The organism is Agromyces excoecariae, from assembly GCF_051715505.1.
Lineage (GTDB): Bacteria > Actinomycetota > Actinomycetes > Actinomycetales > Microbacteriaceae > Agromyces.
The window spans coordinates 46,954-65,464 of the sequence record NZ_JBPSLA010000018.1 but is presented as its reverse complement, the minus strand read 5'-3'; the positions used below and the strand labels follow the sequence as shown (position 1 = coordinate 65,464).

Annotated in this window: 19 protein-coding genes and 1 tRNA gene; 6 read left to right on the top strand and 14 right to left on the bottom strand. The window is 72.0% G+C overall.

Features of this window, described 5'->3' with window-relative positions; all coding sequences use genetic code 11:
- Positions 1–552 (top strand): nitroreductase family protein, encoded by a 552-nt coding sequence (locus ACSJD1_RS17080; RefSeq protein ID WP_438856489.1) that lies wholly within the window; start codon positions 1–3, stop codon positions 550–552.
- Here ACSJD1_RS17080 and ACSJD1_RS17075 read toward each other — a convergent pair.
- From ACSJD1_RS17075 to ACSJD1_RS17065, 3 genes are all read right to left on the bottom strand, one after another.
- Positions 536–1,525, bottom strand: a complete 990-nt coding sequence (locus tag ACSJD1_RS17075; protein WP_438856488.1) for a DMT family transporter — start codon at positions 1,523–1,525, stop codon at positions 536–538. The two genes, ACSJD1_RS17080 and ACSJD1_RS17075, sit on opposite strands and share 17 nt — an antisense overlap.
- A gap of 110 nt (positions 1,526–1,635) precedes the next feature.
- Positions 1,636–1,708: transfer RNA gene (locus ACSJD1_RS17070), tRNA-Thr, on the bottom strand.
- Between the two features lie 91 nt (positions 1,709–1,799).
- Positions 1,800–2,726, bottom strand: a complete 927-nt coding sequence (locus ACSJD1_RS17065; RefSeq protein ID WP_438856487.1) for a DsbA family protein — start codon at positions 2,724–2,726, stop codon at positions 1,800–1,802.
- Between the two features lie 276 nt (positions 2,727–3,002).
- Between ACSJD1_RS17065 and ACSJD1_RS17060 the strand changes: the two genes are divergently transcribed.
- On the top strand, positions 3,003–4,103 hold the full coding sequence (locus ACSJD1_RS17060) for an ABC transporter ATP-binding protein (RefSeq protein ID WP_438856486.1): 1,101 nt from the start codon (positions 3,003–3,005) through the stop codon (positions 4,101–4,103).
- A 76-nt stretch (positions 4,104–4,179) separates the two neighbouring features.
- Positions 4,180–5,496, top strand: coding sequence for a DUF4032 domain-containing protein (locus tag ACSJD1_RS17055; protein ID WP_438856485.1), 1,317 nt, complete (start codon positions 4,180–4,182; stop codon positions 5,494–5,496).
- A gap of 36 nt (positions 5,497–5,532) precedes the next feature.
- On the opposite strand, the gene rlmB is transcribed toward ACSJD1_RS17055, so the two are convergent.
- The 4 genes from rlmB to ACSJD1_RS17035 all read right to left on the bottom strand — a co-directional run bounded on the left by rlmB (position 5,533) and on the right by ACSJD1_RS17035 (position 9,906).
- Complete coding sequence (gene rlmB / locus ACSJD1_RS17050) at positions 5,533–6,540, bottom strand: 23S rRNA (guanosine(2251)-2'-O)-methyltransferase RlmB (protein ID WP_438856484.1); 1,008 nt, start codon at positions 6,538–6,540, stop codon at positions 5,533–5,535.
- Positions 6,537–7,961: a cysteine--tRNA ligase gene (gene cysS, locus ACSJD1_RS17045; protein WP_438856483.1), complete on the bottom strand. Its 1,425-nt coding sequence runs from the start codon at positions 7,959–7,961 to the stop codon at positions 6,537–6,539. Before cysS ends, rlmB begins: the two co-directional genes overlap by 4 nt.
- Before the next feature lie 103 nt (positions 7,962–8,064).
- Positions 8,065–9,330: a 2-C-methyl-D-erythritol 4-phosphate cytidylyltransferase gene (ispD, locus tag ACSJD1_RS17040; protein ID WP_438856556.1), complete on the bottom strand. Its 1,266-nt coding sequence runs from the start codon at positions 9,328–9,330 to the stop codon at positions 8,065–8,067.
- 93 nt (positions 9,331–9,423) lie between these two features.
- Complete coding sequence (locus ACSJD1_RS17035) at positions 9,424–9,906, bottom strand: CarD family transcriptional regulator (RefSeq protein WP_067948714.1); 483 nt, start codon at positions 9,904–9,906, stop codon at positions 9,424–9,426.
- A 160-nt stretch (positions 9,907–10,066) separates the two neighbouring features.
- Between ACSJD1_RS17035 and ACSJD1_RS17030 the strand changes: the two genes are divergently transcribed.
- Positions 10,067–10,528 (top strand): hypothetical protein, encoded by a 462-nt coding sequence (locus ACSJD1_RS17030; protein ID WP_438856482.1) that lies wholly within the window; start codon positions 10,067–10,069, stop codon positions 10,526–10,528.
- A 69-nt stretch (positions 10,529–10,597) separates the two neighbouring features.
- Here the strand turns inward: ACSJD1_RS17030 and ACSJD1_RS17025 are convergent, their stop codons facing one another.
- Positions 10,598–11,278 carry a response regulator gene (locus ACSJD1_RS17025; RefSeq protein WP_438856481.1) on the bottom strand — a complete coding sequence of 227 codons (681 nt, stop codon included), beginning with the start codon at positions 11,276–11,278 and terminating at the stop codon, positions 10,598–10,600.
- Positions 11,275–12,525 carry a sensor histidine kinase gene (locus ACSJD1_RS17020; protein WP_438856480.1) on the bottom strand — a complete coding sequence of 417 codons (1,251 nt, stop codon included), beginning with the start codon at positions 12,523–12,525 and terminating at the stop codon, positions 11,275–11,277. Before ACSJD1_RS17020 ends, ACSJD1_RS17025 begins: the two co-directional genes overlap by 4 nt.
- A 191-nt stretch (positions 12,526–12,716) precedes the next feature.
- Here ACSJD1_RS17020 and phoU point away from each other — a divergent pair, with 191 nt between their 5' ends.
- Positions 12,717–13,370 (top strand): phosphate signaling complex protein PhoU, encoded by a 654-nt coding sequence (gene phoU, locus ACSJD1_RS17015; protein ID WP_438856479.1) that lies wholly within the window; start codon positions 12,717–12,719, stop codon positions 13,368–13,370.
- A 78-nt stretch (positions 13,371–13,448) separates the two neighbouring features.
- Here phoU and ACSJD1_RS17010 read toward each other — a convergent pair whose 3' ends face one another.
- Entirely contained in the window at positions 13,449–14,195 is a 747-nt protein-coding gene (locus ACSJD1_RS17010; protein WP_438856478.1) for a phosphoglyceromutase, read from the bottom strand.
- Positions 14,196–14,357: 162 nt separating this feature from the next.
- On the opposite strand from ACSJD1_RS17010, the gene ACSJD1_RS17005 reads away from it, so the two are divergent.
- Entirely contained in the window at positions 14,358–15,167 is an 810-nt protein-coding gene (locus ACSJD1_RS17005; protein ID WP_438856477.1) for a class I SAM-dependent methyltransferase, read from the top strand.
- Between the two features lie 39 nt (positions 15,168–15,206).
- On the opposite strand, the gene ACSJD1_RS17000 is transcribed toward ACSJD1_RS17005, so the two are convergent.
- The 4 genes from ACSJD1_RS17000 to ACSJD1_RS16985 all read right to left on the bottom strand — a co-directional run bounded on the left by ACSJD1_RS17000 (position 15,207) and on the right by ACSJD1_RS16985 (position 18,500).
- Positions 15,207–16,286, bottom strand: a complete 1,080-nt coding sequence (locus ACSJD1_RS17000) for an FUSC family protein (RefSeq protein WP_438856476.1) — start codon at positions 16,284–16,286, stop codon at positions 15,207–15,209.
- Positions 16,283–17,428 (bottom strand): CAF17-like 4Fe-4S cluster assembly/insertion protein YgfZ, encoded by a 1,146-nt coding sequence (gene ygfZ, locus ACSJD1_RS16995; protein ID WP_438856475.1) that lies wholly within the window; start codon positions 17,426–17,428, stop codon positions 16,283–16,285. Before ygfZ ends, ACSJD1_RS17000 begins: the two co-directional genes overlap by 4 nt.
- The gene (locus ACSJD1_RS16990) at positions 17,428–18,036 is read right to left on the bottom strand and encodes a nitrobindin family protein (RefSeq protein ID WP_438856474.1); all 609 of its coding nucleotides are present in this window, start codon (positions 18,034–18,036) and stop codon (positions 17,428–17,430) included. The genes ygfZ and ACSJD1_RS16990 overlap by 1 nt, the downstream gene beginning before the upstream one ends.
- A gap of 140 nt (positions 18,037–18,176) precedes the next feature.
- A complete protein-coding gene (locus ACSJD1_RS16985; protein ID WP_438856473.1) occupies positions 18,177–18,500 on the bottom strand; it encodes a hypothetical protein in 324 nt (107 codons plus the stop codon).
- Positions 18,501–18,511 lie beyond the last annotated feature (11 nt).

Here is an 18,511-nt window from a genome sequence, read left to right as displayed (position 1 = left end):
GTGACCACCGCCCGAGACGCCGTCCTCGCACGTCGGTCCTGGCCGAAGGTGACGGATGCCGCGCCGACCGACGCCCAGCTGCTCGACCTCGTCGAGGCGGCCTCGACCGTCGCCGACCATGCGGCACTTGCCCCGTGGCGCGTGATCGCGCTGCGCGGCGATGCCCGGGTGCGGCTCGGGGACGCCCTCGTCGAGGCATCCGGATTCGAGGGCGCCGCCGCCGACAAGCTCGCCGGCAAGCCGCTCCGCGCGCCCCTGCTCGTCGCGCTCGTCGCGGCGGTGCGGGCGCACCCGAAGGTGCCCGCCTGGGAGCAGGAGGCGTGCGCCGCGGGCGTCGGCCACGCCCTCGCACTGCTCCTCGACGACGCGGGCTGGGGCGTCATGTGGCGCACCGGGCCGTTCACGCGGCATCCGGCCGTCGCACGGATGCACGGGCTCGCCGAGGGCGAGCACCTGCTCGGCTGGCTCTACGTGGGCGGCCGCAGCGCCGCCGACCGGCCGCAGCGGCGCACCGGGACGCGGGCCGCGGACCGCTTCACGACGCTCGACTGACGTCGCCCGGCGCCTCGCCCGGCGGAGGCGGGGGTTCGGCCGCGAGGTGACGCGCGGGGCGCCGGCGGATGCTCGCGAGCGCCACGGCGACGAGCGCGAGGACGGTGCCGCCGACGGTCGCGAAGCCCACCGGACGTGCCGACGTCGGGAGCAGCAGGTCGAGCGCCAACGCCGCGGCGAGTTGGCCGGCCACGAGGCCGAGCGCGAGCACGAGCACGCCCACGCGCCGCACGAGCACCGCCTGCGCCGCGATGAACACGCACCCGATCGCGCCGCCCGCGTAGAGCCACGGTTCCGTGGGGAACGCGGTCGGCCAGCCGACGGATGCCGCGTGCACGAGCATCACGACGACGAGCACGATCGTTCCGACGAGGAAGTTCGTGAACGTCGCCGCGAGGGCGCTCGTCGACGCGGTGCGCACGCGACCGTTCATCGCCTGCTGCCAGGATGCGCCGATGCCGGCCGAGAACGGCAGCAGCATGAGCCAGAGCGGGACGGCCTCGGCGACCTGGGCGGACACCGCCCAGCCGATCGCCACGAGCGCCGACGCGGCGCCCGCGATGCGGGTCGGGCTGAGCGGGCGCCGACCACCGGGCCCGAGCCCGATCGCGTCGAACACGACGCCGCCGAGCGTCTGGCCGGCGACGAGGGCGACGGTGAAGAGCGCAACGCCCAGGACGCCCACCGCGAGTCCCTGGGTCGCGACGAACCAGGCGCCGGCGACGCCCCCGAGCAGCATCCACCACGCGAGCCGTCGTGCGCGCACCGCATCGCGGACTCGGGCGAGCCCTCGCCGACCCTCCGGCCAGAGCGCTGCGAGCAGGGTCAGGATCACGAGGCCCGAACCGAACGAGATCGCTGCGGCGACCGAGAAGTCGTGGAGCTCGCGCGAGAGTTCGCCGTTGACGCGCGACTGCAGCGCGACGAGGCCGCCCGAGACGATCGTGAGCGCGATGGCGACCCACATCGGCATGCGCGAGGACTCGGCGTGGACGTGGTGGTGGGCGTGGTCCGGACCGCCGGGGGCACCGTGGGACGGCGCCGCGGAAGGCGGACCGGCGGGACCGGAGGACGTCGACATCGAGCCGGCTACGGGACTCGAACCCGTAACCACCGCTTTACAAGAGCGGTGCGCTACCAATTGCGCCAAGCCGGCATGGAACCCTGCCATCCTACCGAGGCGGCCGAGGGGCACGCACGACGACGGCCCGGCCGCCGGGCCGGGCCGTCCTGCGGTCGCGGTGGGCTCAGCCCGCTGCGGGCGTGGGCGACGGGGTCGGGGTGGGGGTCGCCTCCGACTCCGAGTAGCTCTCGCCGGTGGCCTGGAGGACGAACGCCTGGAACTCGGCCGGGTCCTCGAGGGAGCCGACGTACTGCTTGCCGTTCACGAGCACGGTGGGCGTGCCCGTCACCGACGCGAGGTCGGAGTTCGGGATCGGCTCGGTGAGCGCGCGCTCCGTGGCATCCTGCACCCAGCTCTTGAATCGGGTGTCGTCGATGCAGGAGTCGACCGACGACGCCGCTCCGGCCTTCGCCGCGAGCTCCTTGATCTCGTCGTTCGTGAGTCCGGCGGTCAACTCCTCGGGCTGGTTCTCGAACATGAGCGAGTTGAAGTCGAAGAACGCCTCGGGCGACTTCTCCGCGACGCACGCGGCGGCGTTCGCCGCGCGCAGCGAGTACTGCGTGCCCGCGGACTTGTTCGTGAGGATGGCGATCGGGTGCACCTCGAGCGTCGCTGCGCCCTGCTCGATCATGGTTCGCATGTTCTCGGAGTTCGTCGTCTCGAACTGGCCGCAGAAGGGGCACAGGTAGTCGATGTAGACCACGATGTTCGCGACGGTCCCGCTCTCGTCGGGGACCGTCGGAGTCGGCTGGCCGCCGGCCGGGATCGCCGGGGTCTCCACCGCCTCGATGCCGTTCTCCCCGCCGACGAGGAGGATGCCGTCGCTCGCCATGTTCCGCGGGCCCGGCCCCGCCGGACGGATGCTGTTGAAGATCAGGCCGCCGATCAGTGCGGCGACCGCCACGATCGCGAGGACCACGCCGCCCTGGATCAGCACCTTGTTGCGGCGGTCGCGCTTGCGCTGCTCCTCGCGGAGGACTCGCGCCTTCTCGCGGGCCGCCTCGCGGCGTTGGTTGCGGGTGGGGCGTGGCTCTGGTCCGCCAGTGCTCATCGTGGCTCTACTCCGGGTCGCTGTGGGGGCGCGCGCGCATGCAGGCGCACGCATCGACGAGTGTAGGAGCGATCACTGGGAATCGTCCAAACGACGCCCGGACACGGTCTGGACGCCGCATCCGCTCGCCTCGCCGCGACCGGCCCCGAGCGGATGCCGCCGGACCGGCCGTTCCGTGAACCCATGTCATACTGGGTGGGCGTCGACGCTGATGTCGACGTTTCCATTCACAACGGATCGTCCGGCACGTACCTGCCGGTGAAGGAGAACAGAACCATGGCGTCAGTCACGTTCGACAAGGCCACCCGCCTCTACCCGGGTGGCACCCGTCCCGCCGTCGACCAGCTCGACCTCGAGATCGCCGACGGGGAGTTCCTCGTCCTGGTCGGACCCTCCGGCTGCGGCAAGTCCACGTCGCTCCGCATGCTCGCGGGCCTCGAAGAGGTCAACGACGGCAACATCTTCATCGGCGACCGCAACGTCACCGACGTGCCGCCGAAGGACCGCGACATCGCGATGGTCTTCCAGAACTACGCGCTGTACCCGCACATGACCGTCGCCGAGAACATGGGCTTCGCGCTCAAGATCGCCGGCGTCGGCAAGGAGGAGCGCGCCGCGCGCGTCCTCGAGGCCGCGAAGCTGCTCGACCTCGAGCCGTACCTCAACCGCAAGCCGAAGGCGCTCTCGGGCGGCCAGCGCCAGCGCGTCGCGATGGGCCGCGCGATCGTGCGCCAGCCGCAGGTGTTCCTCATGGACGAGCCGCTGTCGAACCTCGACGCCAAGCTCCGCGTGCAGACCCGCACCCAGATCGCCTCGCTCCAGCGCCGCCTCGGCGTCACGACGGTCTACGTCACGCACGACCAGACCGAGGCGCTCACCATGGGCGACCGCATCGCCGTGCTGAAGGACGGCGTCCTCCAGCAGGTCGGCACGCCCCGCGAGCTCTACGAGCGGCCGAGCAACGTCTTCGTTGCGGGCTTCATCGGCTCGCCCGCGATGAACCTGTTCCACGCCGAGCTCGTCGAGGGCGGCATCAAGTTCGGCACCGCCACGGTCGACGTCGAGCGCGACGCGCTCGCCTCGGCCTCGGGCGACGTCGTGACCGTGGGCGTCCGCCCCGAGGACATCCAGGTCTCGAACACGCCCGGCGAGGGCCTCGAGGTGAAGGTCGACCTCGTCGAGGAACTCGGCGCCGACGGCTACCTCTACGGCCACTCCGAGATCGAGGGCAAGCGCACCGACATCGTCGCGCGCGTCGACGGCCGCAGCCACCCGTTCGCGGGCGACACGGTCTACCTGCTCCCGACCCCGAAGCACGTGCACGTGTTCGACGCCGAGTCGGGCGAGCGCCTGCTCAAGACGGCGGTCGCCAGCTGACCGACGCCGGTCGTCCACGAAGCCGGTCGGGCCCTCGGCCCGGCCGGCTTCGTCGTTCCCCGCTACGCTGTCCCTGATGAGCGGCACTCTCTCGATCACGTCGGCGATGACCGACCCCGCACTGCTCGACCTCCCGTGGCACCTCCCGCTCGAGGCATGGCCGAGCGAGAACATCGCCGCGCTGCCCAAGGGCATCTCCCGCCACCTCGTGCGGTTCGCCCACTTGAGCGGCCACGTCGTCGCCATCAAGGAGACCACGGCCGAGATGGCCAAGGGCGAGTACGAGATGCTGCGCACGCTGCAACGCCTCGAGATCCCATGCGTCGAGCCGGTCGCGGTCATCACCAACCGCACCGACGCCGACGGCGAAGCGCTGGCCCCGGTGCTCGTCACGCGGCACCTCCGCTTCTCGCTCCCGTATCGCGCGCTGTTCTCGCAGACGCTCCGCCCCGACACCGCGACCCGACTCGTCGACGCCCTCGCCGTGCTCCTGGTCCGGCTGCACATCATCGGCTTCTTCTGGGGCGACGTCTCGCTCTCGAACACGCTGTTCCGGCGCGACGCGGGCGCGTTCGCCGCCTACCTCGTCGATGCCGAGACCGGCAAGCTCTACGAGGGCGGCCTGTCGAACGGCCAACGTGAGAACGACCTCGAGATCGCGCGGGTCAACATCGCGGGCGAGCTCCTCGACCTCGAGGCGGGCGGGCGCGTCGCCGACGAGCTCGACCCGGTCAACATCTCCAACGGCATCGTCGACGCCTACCGGAACCTCTGGCGCGAGCTCACGGGTAGCGAGTCCTTCGGCATGGCCGAGCGCTGGCGGATCAACGAGCGCGTCAACCGCCTGAACGACCTCGGGTTCGACATCGAGGAGCTCGCGATCCGGACCGACGAGTCGGGCACGACGCTCCGCATCCAGCCCAAGGTCGTCGACGCCGGGCACCACCAGCGGCGACTCCTGCGCCTGACCGGCCTCGACGCCGGCGAGAACCAGGCGCGACGCCTGCTGAACGACCTCGACTCCTATCGCGCCGCGTACCGGAAGGACGCCGACGAGGAGATGGTCGCCCACGAATGGCTCATGCGGGTGTTCGAGCCGGTCGTCCGCGCCGTGCCGCAGGACCTGCGCGGCAAGCTGGAGCCCGCCGAGATCTTCCACCAACTGCTGGAGCACCGGTGGTACATGGCGCAGACGGCGGGGCGCGACATCCCCCTCGCGGAGGCCCTCACCTCGTACATCAACGACGAGCTCCGCCACCGGCGCGACGAGGCGACCGTCATCGGGCCTCCGACCGAGGCGATCACGACCGCGATGCCCGCGATCGCCCCCGACACGGCGGCCGTGCCGGTGCACGATCCCGACGACGAGGGCGACTGGCGCCAGAAGGTCTGACGCGTCCCGGCCGCCCGGCCGCCCGGCGAGGCCGCCCTACTCGGCGCGCAGCTTCGCGATCTCGTAGAGCGTGACGGATGCCGCGATGCCGGCGTTCAACGATTCGGTCGCCGCCGAGATCGGGATCGACACGACCGCGTCGCAGGTCTCGGTGACGAGCCGCGAGAGCCCCTTGCCCTCGGAGCCGACGACGATGACGATCGGCCGGTCGGCGAAGTCGAGGCCCGGCAGCGACACGTCTCCGCCGCCGTCGAGGCCGAGCACGAACACGCCGCGCTCCTTCAACGCCTTGAGCGACTGGGTGAGGTTGGAGGCCATCGCGACGGGCACGCGTGCGGCGGCGCCCGCGGACGTCTTCCATGCGGAAGCGGTCACGCCGACCGATCGGCGCTGCGGCACGATGACGCCGTGGCCGCCGAAGGCGGCCGTCGAGCGGATGATGGCGCCGAGGTTGCGCGGATCGGTCACGCCGTCGAGGGCGACGAACAGCGGAGTCTCACCGGAGTCGACGACCTCGTCGAGCAGGTCGACGGGGTGCGCGTACTCGTACGGCGGCACCTTGAGCGCGAGCCCCTGGTGCACGCCGCCTTCACCCGCAAGCCGGTCGAGCTCGGGCCGCATGACCTCGAGGATCGGGATGCCGCGGCTCGTTGCGACCTTCACGGCCTCCTTGACGCGGTCGTCCATCTCGATCCGGGCGGCGAGGTAGAGCGTCGTCGCGGGGATGCGCGTGCGCAGCGCCTCGACGACGGCGTTGCGCCCGGTCACGATCTCGGACTCGTCGCCCGACTTGGCCCGACGTGCGGCACCCGACGCACCGCGCGGCGCCCCGGGGCGCTGCCCGCCGCGACCGCCGGACTTGGCGGCGGCGCGCTCGGCGGCCGCCTTCTTCTTGTACGCCTGGTGGTAGGGGCGATCCTCCGCCTTCGGCGTCGGGCCCTTTCCCTCGAGGGCCTTGCGGCTGTGGCCGCCGGTTCCGACCTTCTGGCCCTTGCCCTTCTTGCGCACCGCTCCGGCGCGAGGCTTTCCGCTGCTGCCCTTCATGAGGTGAGGCTCCAATGCGTTCCGGTCTGGCTGTCTTCGATGGTGATGCCGGCGTCCGCGAGCTCGGTGCGGATGCGGTCGGCGGCGGCCCAGTCCTTCGAGGCGCGCGCTGCGCGGCGATCCTCGAGGAGCCGGGCGACGAGGGTGTCGAGCGCGGTGGCGGCCGGACCGGCATCCGTCGCCCAGAGTGCGTCGGTCGGATCGATGCCGAGCACGCGGACCATCGCGAGCACCTGGCCGCGCAGGTCGGCCGCCGTCCCGAGGTCCTCCCCGTCGAGCGCCTGGTTGCCGGCACGGACGGTCTCGTGCAGGACGGCGAGCGCCTGCGGCACGCCGAGGTCGTCGTCCATGGCCTCGGCGAAGGACTCCGGCCACGAGGCATCCGCCCCCGCATCGGCGTAACGGGTGCCCGTGAGGCGCCGCTCGACGCGCGTGAGGAAGGTGCGGATGCGGTCGACCGCCGCCTCGGCCTCGGGGAGCGAGTCGGGCGAGTAGTCGAGCGTCGAGCGGTAGTGCGCCTGGCCGAGCAGGTACCTGACGGCGAGGGGCGAGGCGAGCGCCGTCAGCTCGCTCGCGTACACGGAGTTGCCGAGCGACTTCGACATCTTCTGGCCGCCGATGTTCACGAGGCCGTTGTGCACCCAGTGGCGCGCGAAGCCGTCGCCGGCCGCGGTCGACTGCGCGAGCTCGTTCTCGTGGTGGGGGAAGCGCAGGTCGAGCCCGCCGCCGTGGATGTCGAATTCGGGTCCGAGGTAGCGCGCCGCCATCGCCGAGCATTCGATGTGCCATCCGGGCCGGCCGGGTCCCCACGGCGATTCCCAGCCCGCCGAGCGCGGCTCGGTCGCCTTGTGGCCCTTCCAGAGCGCGAAGTCGCGCGGGTCGCGCTTGCCGCGCGGGTCGGAGTCGGCCGCGGCCTCCATGTTCTCGCGGGCCTGACGGGTCAGCTCGCCGTAGGTCGGCCAGCTGCCGGTGTCGAAGTAGACGTCGCCGGAGCCGTCGGGCGCCGGGTAGGCGTGCCCGCGGTCGATGAGTCGCTGGATGATCCGCTGCATCTGCGTGACGCTCGCAGTGGCGCGCGGTTCGTACGTCGGCGGCAGGATGCCGAGCGCGTTGTAGGCGGCGGTGAACTCGAGCTCGACCCGGTACGCGAGCGACCACCACTGCTCGCCGATGCCCTCCTCGGCCGCGGCGTTCAGGATCTTGTCGTCGATGTCGGTCACGTTCCGCACGAACGTCACCGCGTACCCGCGCGCCATGAACCAGCGGCGCATGATGTCGTACACCAGCGCGCTCCGGAGGTGCCCGATGTGCGGGCTCGACTGCACGGTCGGTCCGCAGACGTACATGCCGACGTGCCCCTCCTCGAGGGGCACGAAGTCACGCAGCGCCTGGGCCTTCGAATCGTGGAGTCGCACCGTCACCCGTCAAGCGTACCGGCGCTGCGGGTCCGAGGACGTCGACGACGGATGCCACGTCGTTCGGCGCCCGCCGCCGCGGCCGCCCGCGCCTCCGGGTGCGCGGGCCTCAGGCGGGGACGACGAGCGCGGTCGCGATGGCCGTAACGCCCTCGCCGCGGCCGGTGAAGCCGAGGCCGTCGGTCGTCGTCGCGGCGAGGCTGACGGGGGCGCCGACGATGCCGGTCAGCGCGGCCTCGGCCTCGGCGCGGCGGGGCGCGAGCTTCGGACGGTTGCCGACGACCTGCACCGACACGTTGCCGACGTGCCATCCGGCCTCGGCGAGTCGGCGCACGGTCTCGGCGAGGAACACCTCGCCGTGCGCGCCGGAGAACCGCGGGTCGTCGGTGCCGAACATGCCGCCGATGTCGCCCAACCCGGCGGCGGCGAGGAGCGCATCGCAGATCGCGTGCGCGACGGCGTCGCCGTCGGAGTGCCCGGACAGCCCGCGCTCCCCCGGCCAGTGCAGGCCCGCGAGCCAGAGTGCGCTGTCGGGGTCGTCCGCGAAGCCGTGCACGTCGATGCCGGTGCCGACGCGGGGCACCGACGCGTGCGCCGCGAGTGCGCGCGGCGCCGACCGCTCGGCCGCGGGCGTGCTCGCAGCCCGATCGGCGAGCAGCTGCTCGGCACGGTGCAGGTCGGAGGGCACGGTGATCTTGAACGCGCGCGCGTCACCGGGGACCACGTCGACGGGCACGCCGGCGGCGGCGACGAGGGCCGCGTCATCCGTGAAGTCGGCACCGGCGGCGGCGTAGGCCGACTCGAGCACCTCGCGGGGGAAGCCCTGCGGCGTCTGCATGGCGGCGAGCTCCGACCGATCGACCGTCTCGAGGACGTGCCCCTCGGCGTCGACGCGCTTGACGGTGTCGACGACGGGGAGGCCGGGCACGATGCCGCGCCCACGTGCTTCGACCGCCGCGGCGACCTCGTCGAACACCGCGGAAGGGGCGAGCGGCCGCGCCGCGTCGTGCACGAGCACGACCTCGATCTCGCGCGGGAGCTCGGCGATGCCGCGCGCGACCGACTCCTGCCGGGTGAGCCCGCCGGGCACGACCACGAGGTCGACGGATGCCGCGGCCACGCGCGAGGCGGAGCGCTCGCGCACCTCGTCCACGCGATCGGCCGGAGCCACCACGACCACGTACGGCGTCTCGCGCATGCCGAGCACGGCATCCAACGCGACCCCGAGGATCGTGTCGCCGCCGAGCGGGACGAGGGCCTTCGGTTCCGGATGCCCGAGCCGGGTGCCTGAGCCGGCGGCCACGACGATGACGGCGACGGTGGAGTCGTTCACTCCTCCACCGTAGCCGCCGGAACGACACGTCACCGGGCCGATCGACCCGGTCCGGCTCCGTCGCGGGCCGGCCCCGGATACGACGATCGCCGCCATGCGCTTCCGCGCCGGCGGCGATCGTCGAAGGGCTCTCGCCTAGGAGGCGAGCACCTCGTCGAGGACGGTCGAAGCCTGCTCCTCGTCGGTCTTCTCCGCGAGCGCGAGCTCGGAGATCAGGATCTGGCGAGCCTTCGCGAGCATGCGCTTCTCACCCGCGGACAGGCCGCGGTCCTGATCACGGCGCCAGAGGTCGCGGACGACCTCGGAGACCTTGATCACGTCGCCCGAGGCGAGCTTCTCGAGGTTCGCCTTGTAGCGACGCGACCAGTTGGTCGGCTCCTCGGTGAAGGGGGCGCGCAGCACCTCGAAGACCTTGTCGAGGCCTTCCTTGCCGATCACGTCACGCACGCCGACCAGGTCGACGTTCTCGGCGGGCACCTCGATCACGAGGTCTCCCTGCGTGACGTTCAGCTTGAGGTAGAGCTTCTCTTCGCCCTTGATGATGCGTTTCTTGACTTCGACGATCGTTGCGGCACCGTGGTGGGGGTAAACGACGGTCTCGCCAACCTCAAAAAGCATGAATAGACGTCCTTTCGGCAACTTTCAGGATATCACACCGAGGTAGTGCTAAGGTTCCGCCTCCCCGCCCCGAGGGCGCCGACGCGCTAGGCTACACTCGACTTCGTTCACACGCGCGCGGGTGCATTCCGCTGCGCGCACGCTCGTCCTTGGAGGTTCTGTGAAGGCGCGTCTCGCGGCATCCGCTGCACTGGCACTCGGCATCGCCATCGGCGGCAGCGGCTGCGCCATGCTGACCTACCAGGCGACCACCGAGAAGTACGACGCGAGCGACGGCGTCTCGGCCGATGTCGGCGGCCTCGACGTGCGCAACGCGCTCATCGTGAGCGACGAGGGCGACGAGGGCAACCTCGTCCTCTCCGTGACCAACACGAGCACCGACGACGAGACCCTCTCGGTCCAGCTCGTCGACCAGGGCGACACCTTCGAGATCGACGTCGACGGCGGCGAGACCGTCTCGCTCGGCACCGCCGACGAGGAGCCCCTGCTCATCGAGAACCTCGACGCCGAAGTCGGCGGCCTCGTCTCCGTGTACCTCCAGGCGGGCAGCGCCGAGGGTGTCGAGATCCAGGTGCCCGTGCTCGACGGCCGGCTCCCCGAGTACGAGGACCTCGTCCCTTAAGGGGCCTGAAGACCACGAGAGCGGATGCCGCGGCGCGAGCCGACGGCATCCGCTCTTCTCGTTCGCGCACTACGCCTCGAAGCGGTAGCCGAGCCCGCGCACGGTCACGAGCTGCACGGGCTCGGAGGGCGTGACCTCGATCTTCGAGCGGATGCGCTTGATGTGCACATCGAGGGTCTTCGTGTCGCCGAAGTAGTCGCTCCCCCACACGCGGTCGATGAGCTGGCCGCGCGTGAGGACGCGCCCGGCGTTGCGCATGAGCAGTTCGAGCAGCTCGAATTCCTTGAGCGGCATCGCGACCGCCTCGCCGTCGACCTCGACCGTGTGGCGGTCGACGTCCATCCTGACGCGGCCTCCCTCGATGACGGCCTCGTCGAGGTCGTCGGGCTCGATGCGCCGACGGAGCACCGCGCGGATGCGCGCGAGCAGCTCGCGGGTCGAGTAGGGCTTCGTCACGTAGTCGTCGGCGCCGAGCTCGAGCCCCACGACGATGTCCACCTCGGAGTCCTTGGCGGTGAGCATGATGATGGGCACGGTCGAACGCTGGCGGATCTCACGGCAGACCTCCGTCCCCGGGAGGCCGGGGAGCATGAGGTCGAGCAGCACGAGGTCGGCTCCGTCGCGGTCGAACGCGGCCACGGCGGCGAGGCCGTCGGCGGCGACCTCCACTTCGTAGCCCTCGCGCCCGAGCAGGAAGCTCAGCGGGTCGCTCAGCGCGATCTCGTCCTCGACGAGCAGGATGCGGGTCACTCTCGGTCTCCTCGGGCTGGCGCGGCCGGAAGTGCCGCGGCGATACGGGTCTTGGCGTCCTCTGCGACGGGTTCCGGCGCGTCGGATGCAGGTTCGGCGATCTCCGCGGGTTCGCGTGCGATCGGTCGTTCGGCCAGCGGCAGCCGGATCGTGAACGTCGAGCCGCGACCGGGTCGCGACCACACGCGCACGTCGCCGCCGTGGTTCTGCACCGTGTGCTTGACGATGCTGAGGCCGAGGCCCGAGCCGCCCGTGTTCCGCGACCGCGCCTGGTCGACGCGGTAGAAGCGCTCGAACACGCGGTCGAGGTCCTCCGGCGCGATGCCGATGCCCTGGTCGGCGATCGAGATCTCCACCGCGTCGTCGTCGACGATGACGCCGACTCCGACCCGTCCGCCCTCGCTCGAGTAGGCGATCGCGTTCGAGATCAGGTTGTGCAGGGCGACGACGAGGAGCGCCTCGTCGCCGTAGACCTCAGCGCGGGACTTCGCCCGTACGGCCACGTCGACGCCCTTCGCCGCGGCGACGACGCGGTTCTGGTCGACCGCAGCGGCCACCACTCGGTCGACCTGGACGAGCTCGTCGCGCCGGAGCGCATCGCGCGCCTGCAGCCGGGAGAGCTCGATGACCTCGCCCGTGATGTGCGCCAGCCGGGTCGACTCGATCCCGAGGCGGTCGGCGAACCGGCGCACCTGCTCGGGCTCGTCGGCGGCCTGGTCGAGCGCCTCGGCGAGCAGGCTCACGGACGCGATCGGCGTCTTCAGCTCGTGGCTGATGTTCGCGATGAAGTCGCGGCGCACCTCGTCGAGCCGGTGCGCCTCGGTGCGGTCATCGGCGAGCAGGAGCACGAATCGCGTCCCGAGGCGGGCCACGCGGACCTGGAGCTGCATCGTCGCGTCGCCGAACGGGCCGCGCGGGAGCTCCATCTCGAGCGCGACGGGCTCGCCCGTCCGACGCACGCCCGAGACGAGGTCGACCAGCTCGGCGTGCGCGAGCATCTGGTTGCGGACGAGACCCATTGCGAGGGCGCCCGGCGAGGCGCGCAGCACGTTGTTGGACGGGTCGAGCACGACGCCCGCGGACTCCAGCACGTCGAGCACCTGGTCGACGCCGTCGGGAATCGTCGGTGCGACGACGCGAGCTGCGCTCTGGCCGCGCCGTTCGGCCATGTGCAGCACGACCGTGAACCCGGCCCCGAGGAGGATGCCGAAGGTCAGCGCGACCAGCACCGACCAGGTGGAGTCCATGGCACCACCCTAACCATGCCGGTCACCTCGCTTTCCCCCGGGTGGACGCCGGCCGGGGGTAGGTTAGGGAGAGTTCAGCAGCACGGCACCTGCCGTTCACCTTCGACGGAGAGGATGTCGCGTGCCGGTCCGAGACCGGTCGTCCCGCGTGCCCGTCGTGGGAGCCCGAGACCATCGAAGGGGTCAAACACATGCGTGAGGTGTTCCAGCAGGAACTGCGCGAGGTTCAGGACGGCCTCGTCGAGATCGCGAAGCTCGTCGCCGAGGCCATCGAGAAGGCGACGCGCGCCTTCAACGAGTCGAACGTCAGTCTGGCCGAGGAGGTCATCGCCGACGACCACCTGATCGACCAGCGCGCGCAAGCGCTCGACGAGCTCGCCATCACGATCCTCGCCCGCCAGCAGCCCGTCGCCCGCGACCTGCGCATCGTCGTCAGCGCGCTGCGCATCTCGGCCTCGCTCGAGCGCATGGGCGATCTCGCCACGCACATCTCGCAGCTGGCCCGCTACCGCTTCCCCGACAAGGTCGTGCCGAAGTCGCTCCGCCCCACGTTCATCGAGATGGGCGCGCTCGATGTCGAGATCGCGCGGAAGCTCGTGACCCTGCTCGAGAGCGAGGACGTCGAGCTCGCGAAGGCGATCCGCGACGAGGACGACAAGGTCGACGCGCTGCACCTGTCGGTGTTCGACAAGGTGCTCGGCGAGACCTGGAAGGGCCAGGCCGTCGACACCGTCGACTCGACGCTCGCGAGCCGCTACCACGAGCGATTCGCCGACCACGCCGTCGCGATCGCGCAGAAGGTCGACTACCTCGCCACCGGCGACTGGGTGCCCGAGCCGGTCTGAGCACACGGGCCGACACCGGTCAGACGACGAGGGCCGAGCGGATGCGACATCCGCTCGGCCCTCTCGTCATCGGTACGGCTACTTCTTGCCCTGCGCCGCGACGGCCGCGGCACCGGCGGCGGCGGCCTCCGGGTCGAGGTACTCGCCCGGCCTGGTCGGCATGAAGTCGTCGCCGAGCTCGTAGACGAGCGGGATGCCCGTGGGGATGTTCAACTCGGCGATGTCGTCGTCGGAGATGCCGTCGAGGTGCTTCACGAGCGCGCGCAGCGAGTTGCCGTGCGCGGTGACGAGCACCGTCTTGCCGGCCTGCAGGTCGGGGATGATGTCGGACTCCCAGTACGGGAGCATGCGCGCGATGACGTCCTTCAGGCACTCGGTGCGCGGCATCTCGTCGTCGGAGAGGTTCGCGTACCGCGGGTCGCCGACCTGCGACCACTCGGCGTCGTCGGCGAGCGGCGGCGGGGGCGTGTCGAACGAGCGCCGCCAGAGCATGAACTGCTCCTGGCCGTACTTCTCGAGCGTCTCGGCCTTGTCGAGGCCCTGCAGCGCGCCGTAGTGGCGCTCGTTGAGACGCCACGAGCGCCGCACGTCGATCCAGAGCCGGTCCGACGCCTCGAGGGCGAGGTCCGCGGTCTGGATCGCGCGAGTCAGCACCGACGTGTGCAGTACGTCGGGCAGGATCCCCTTCTCGAGGAGCAGTTCGCCGCCGCGGGTCGCCTCGGCGCGTCCTTGCTCGCTGAGCCGGACGTCGACCCAGCCGGTGAACAGGTTCTTCTGGTTCCAGTCGCTCTGGCCGTGGCGCAGCAGCACGAGGGTGTAGACCATGCGGTCCAGCCTAGCGACCCCCGTCGGCCGAGCCCTCGGCGGGGTCGTCGCGTGACGGGTGCCGCGGCCCGACGGATGCCTCCGTCCGACGGATGCGCTCGGTCGGCGGATGCGCCCGGTCGGCGGATGCCCCGGGGCGCACCGGGCTGCGAGACTGGGAGCATGCCGGTCGGATCCATCACGCGGGGCACGACGAACACGAACCGCCTGCGCCGCGTCGACCGCTGGATCGCCCTGCAACCGGCGTTCCGCGGGGCCGTCGATCCGCTCGTCGTCGACCTCGGCTTCGGGGCGAGCGGCGTGACGGCGTTCGAGCTCGCCGCGCGGCTCCGCCGGACCCGACCGGATGTCCGGGTGCTCGGGCTCGAGATCGACCCGGCCCGGGTTCGGTCGGCGGACGCGCAGCTCGCGCAGGTGCGCGCCGACCGCACGCCCTTCGCCGCCGACCTGCCCGTGTCGTTCGGCCTCGGCGGCTTCGAGGTGCCCGTGCCGGGTGGCCTGCGCCCGGCCGTGATCCGCGCCTTCAACGTGCTGCGCCAGTACGACGAGGGAGAGGTCCCAGCCGCCTGGGCGCGCATGGCCGACCGCCTCGCGCCGGGCGGTCTGCTCGTCGAGGGCACGTGCGACGAACTGGGCCGTGTCTCGAGCTGGGTGGGCGTGACGGATGCCGGCCCGCAGACCTTCACGATCAGCCTCCGCCTCACCGGGCTCGACGCGCCGTCGATGGTGGCCGAGCGGCTGCCGAAGGCGCTGATCCATCGGAACGTCCCCGGCGAGCGCGTCCACGACCTGCTCGAGGCGCTCGATCGAGGCTGGCGCGTGCACGCGCCGCTGTCGGTGTACGGACCCTCGCAGCGCTGGATCGCGCTCTCACGGGGCCTCCGCGACGCGGGGTGGCCGGTGCGCGGCGGCGTGCGCCGCTGGCGGCTGGGCGAGCTCAGCGTCGACTGGGCGTCGGTCGCGCCGCGTTGAGCGGCCCCGGGCTCGAGCCCGACCGCTCGCGGACGACGCTCAGTCGCCGGGGAGGAAAGCGCGCGCCTCGTCGAGGCCGAGTCCGGTCGCCGTGAGGAGGTCGACCAGGTACGGACGCATGGCGGCGAGGGTGTTGCGGTCGCCCTGCGGGCCCTCGGGGAGGATCGCTGCGGGATCGAGGTGACGGAGGATCTCGGCGAAGCCCTGCCGGGCGATCGGCTGCTGCGACACGTCGCGCAACGACTCGTCGAGCACCTCGACGGCGACCGCGATACGGGCGACCACGTCGGCGATCGCCTCGCGCCGCCGCCCGTCGCGGAGCGTCCACTCGATCCGCCGCGCGACGATCCGGAGGTTCCGCGTCGCGAGGTCGACCCCCGAGAGCATGGCCCGCTGCCGCTCGAGGTCGAACCTGGCCCGGCGGACGATCGGCGAGAGGCGCGCGATGGCGATGCCCGAGTCGACGCTCGCGGTCCACGCCTCGACCGCCGGCTGCGTGTCGCGTGCGCGAGAGAGTGCCCGGCCCGCGGCATCCGCCCCGCCCTCGCGGAGCGCCGCCGCGAGTTCGAGCAGCACGGCGACGTGCTCGCCCAGCAGGCGGCGGCCGTCGCGCAGCGCCGTGCGGCGGGGATCGCGCGGGATCACCGCGGTCGCGAGCAGCGCGAACGCACCGCCCACCACGGCGTCGAGCGTGCGGACGAACGGCCCGCCCTCGGGTGCCGGCACGAGCATGACGAGCGAGCACTGCACCGCCGCGGCGATCGCGAACGACGCGTTGCCCGAGAGGAACCGTGCGACCGCGAGCGTCACCACGAGCGCGAGCGCATACTGCCAGATGCCGCTGCCCGCCACGAGCAGCAGCGCCTCGGCGAGCGCGATGCCGAGCGTCATCGCGATGACGGTCTCGAGCACGCGCATGGGGCGCGCGTCGCGCACGAATCCGAGCGAGGTGATCGCGACGAGCGCTGAGATGAGGGGTTGCTCGTGGCCGACCACGAAGAGCGAGAACGAGTACGCCGCGATCGCGGTGACCGTGATCTGCAGGATCGCCGGCAGGGAGTCGCGCAGCCGGGAGGCTCGCCCGGCCAGCCGGGCCGCCCCTCCGGGCGACCGGGTCACGGGCGGATGCCGAGCCTCGGGAGGCGCGGCACCTCGACCGCGGCCGCAGCGCCCGCCGGGACGATCTCGACCTGGGAGGCCGCGACGTCGATGCCATGGCTCTCGACGATGAGCTCGAGGTCGGCCGGCACGGACCGCTTGATCACCGCGAGGGCGATCGGGCCGAGCTCGTGGTGCATGGCCGCAGACGTGATCGCGCCCACCGATCGGCGTTCGGGCTGCTCCCCCGGAGCGGGCTCCGGCCGGACCTTGATCCCGACGACCGCGTCGCCCGGCCGCGGCAGGATGGTGTCGCTGCCGTCGAGGTGCAGCATCACCAGACGACGCGGCGGCCGACCGAGGTTCACGACCTTCGCGACCGTCTCCTGGCCGCGATAGCAGCCCTTGTGCAGGTCGACGGCGCTTCGGAGCCAGTCGAGCTCGTGCGGGAGGGTGCGCTCGTCGACCTCGGTCGCGAAGCGCGGACGCCACGCGGCGACCCGGAGCGCCTCGAGCGCGAGCGACCCGGCGACCGCGACGGAGCCGGCGCGCGCCTCGGCCGCGAGGGCGGGGAGGGCGTCGCGGGCGACGATGGCCTCGGCGTACCGCCACCCGGCGCCCGCGTGACCTGCCTCCGGCGCGTAGCCGTAGCCGTCGGCGAGCACCTGCCGCCATGGATCTCGCCAGACCAATGCGCCGTCGGGGAGCCCGACGGGGAACCCGTCGGCCGACGGCATCGCGCCGACGACGGCGAACGCGTCGCTCACGTCGGCGACCTCGACGCGCAGCATGAATCGCATGCGGTCGAGCCACGTCGCGAGCGCGGGCGCCGCGTCGCCCTCGAGCACCAACCACGTGCGGTCGCCGTCGTCGACGACGTGCACGGCGTGATCGACGTGCCCGGCTGCATCGAGGAAGAGCGCCTCGGCGCTCTCGCCGGGCGCGAGGTGGTCGAGGGCCCGGCTCGCCATCGAGTTGAGCCAGGATCGCCGGTCGGGGCCCGCGACGGTGATGACGCCCCGGTTCGAGAGGTCGACGATCGCCCGCCCCTCCTCGAGCCGACGCTGTTCGACCATCGGATTGCCGTAATGCGCGGCGACCCCCGCGTCGGGTGGGTCGGCGACCACCGCGCCGGGCAGGGCGAGGAACGGCGAGCCGGTCATCAGTCGACCTTCGCGAGCCGGGCCGACGCGTGCGTGCGCAGGTCCTGGCCGAGCGCCGCGATGTCCCACGCCCAGAGGAGGTGGTTCTCGACGAGCCCGTAGAGCCGCGTCGCCGCCGCATACTCCTTCGCGCCGGCGGTGCGCATGACCGCATCGGTCGCGAGGTCGATGCGAGGCCCCTTCACCTGGCCGAGGTACAGCTCGCTGACGCCCCCGGGGTGCACGATCGAGACCTCGAGGTCGAATCCGCCGGCGTCGTTGCGCAGGGTTTCGACGGCCTCGGCGTCGGGGAAGCGCGTCGCGCCGACCGCGGGCAGCATCGCCGGCCCCTGGTCGCCCTCGCCGAGCGGGCGGGCGAGCCGCCAGTAGCCGGACTCCGCGGCCAGCGGCGTGGGCTCTGCGTCATCCGTCGTCGGGAACAGCCAGGTGTAGGAGTTGTAGTTCAGGTAGGGGAGCCCGTCGTGGCTGAAGCTGACGCGCTGCCCGAACTCGTGAGTGACCGAGCCGTCGCCGACGGCGTAGTCGATCACGCCGGATCCCTCCCAGACCCCGATGAGCCAGGAGAGCGGAACGAGCTCCGCGGGGAGGTCGACCGGCAGTTCGATCACGGTCTAGCGCTGCCCCTTGAAGAGCTTGTAGACGACGACGCCGCTGATCCAGGCGATCGTGAGGCTCGCGAGACCGAGCAGGCCGATGAAGAACAGTTCGAGCGCGAGCAGCGAGGACATGGTGCGAGTCTACCCGTTGCTCAGCCGACGACCGGCAGCAGCGCGAGCGCTCCGACGGCCACCGGGACGACCGCGCCGGCGATCGACGCACTGGCGCGACCGACGTAGCCGTGCGGCTTCCGCGAGGCGAGCTGCAGCAGCAGCGCCGCGATGACGGATGCCGCGAACACCATCCCGAGCACCCCGAGCGCGGCGTACGGGCCGGCGTCGTGGAACCAGACGCGGGTGCCCGACCAGGCGAGGCCGACGACCACGGCCGTGCCCGCCGCGGAGATGAGCCAGACGATCGGCACGGCCCAGCGTGCAAGGCCCGTCGCCGGCGCTCCTGCGTCGTCCTGCGTCACGTCGATCCCCA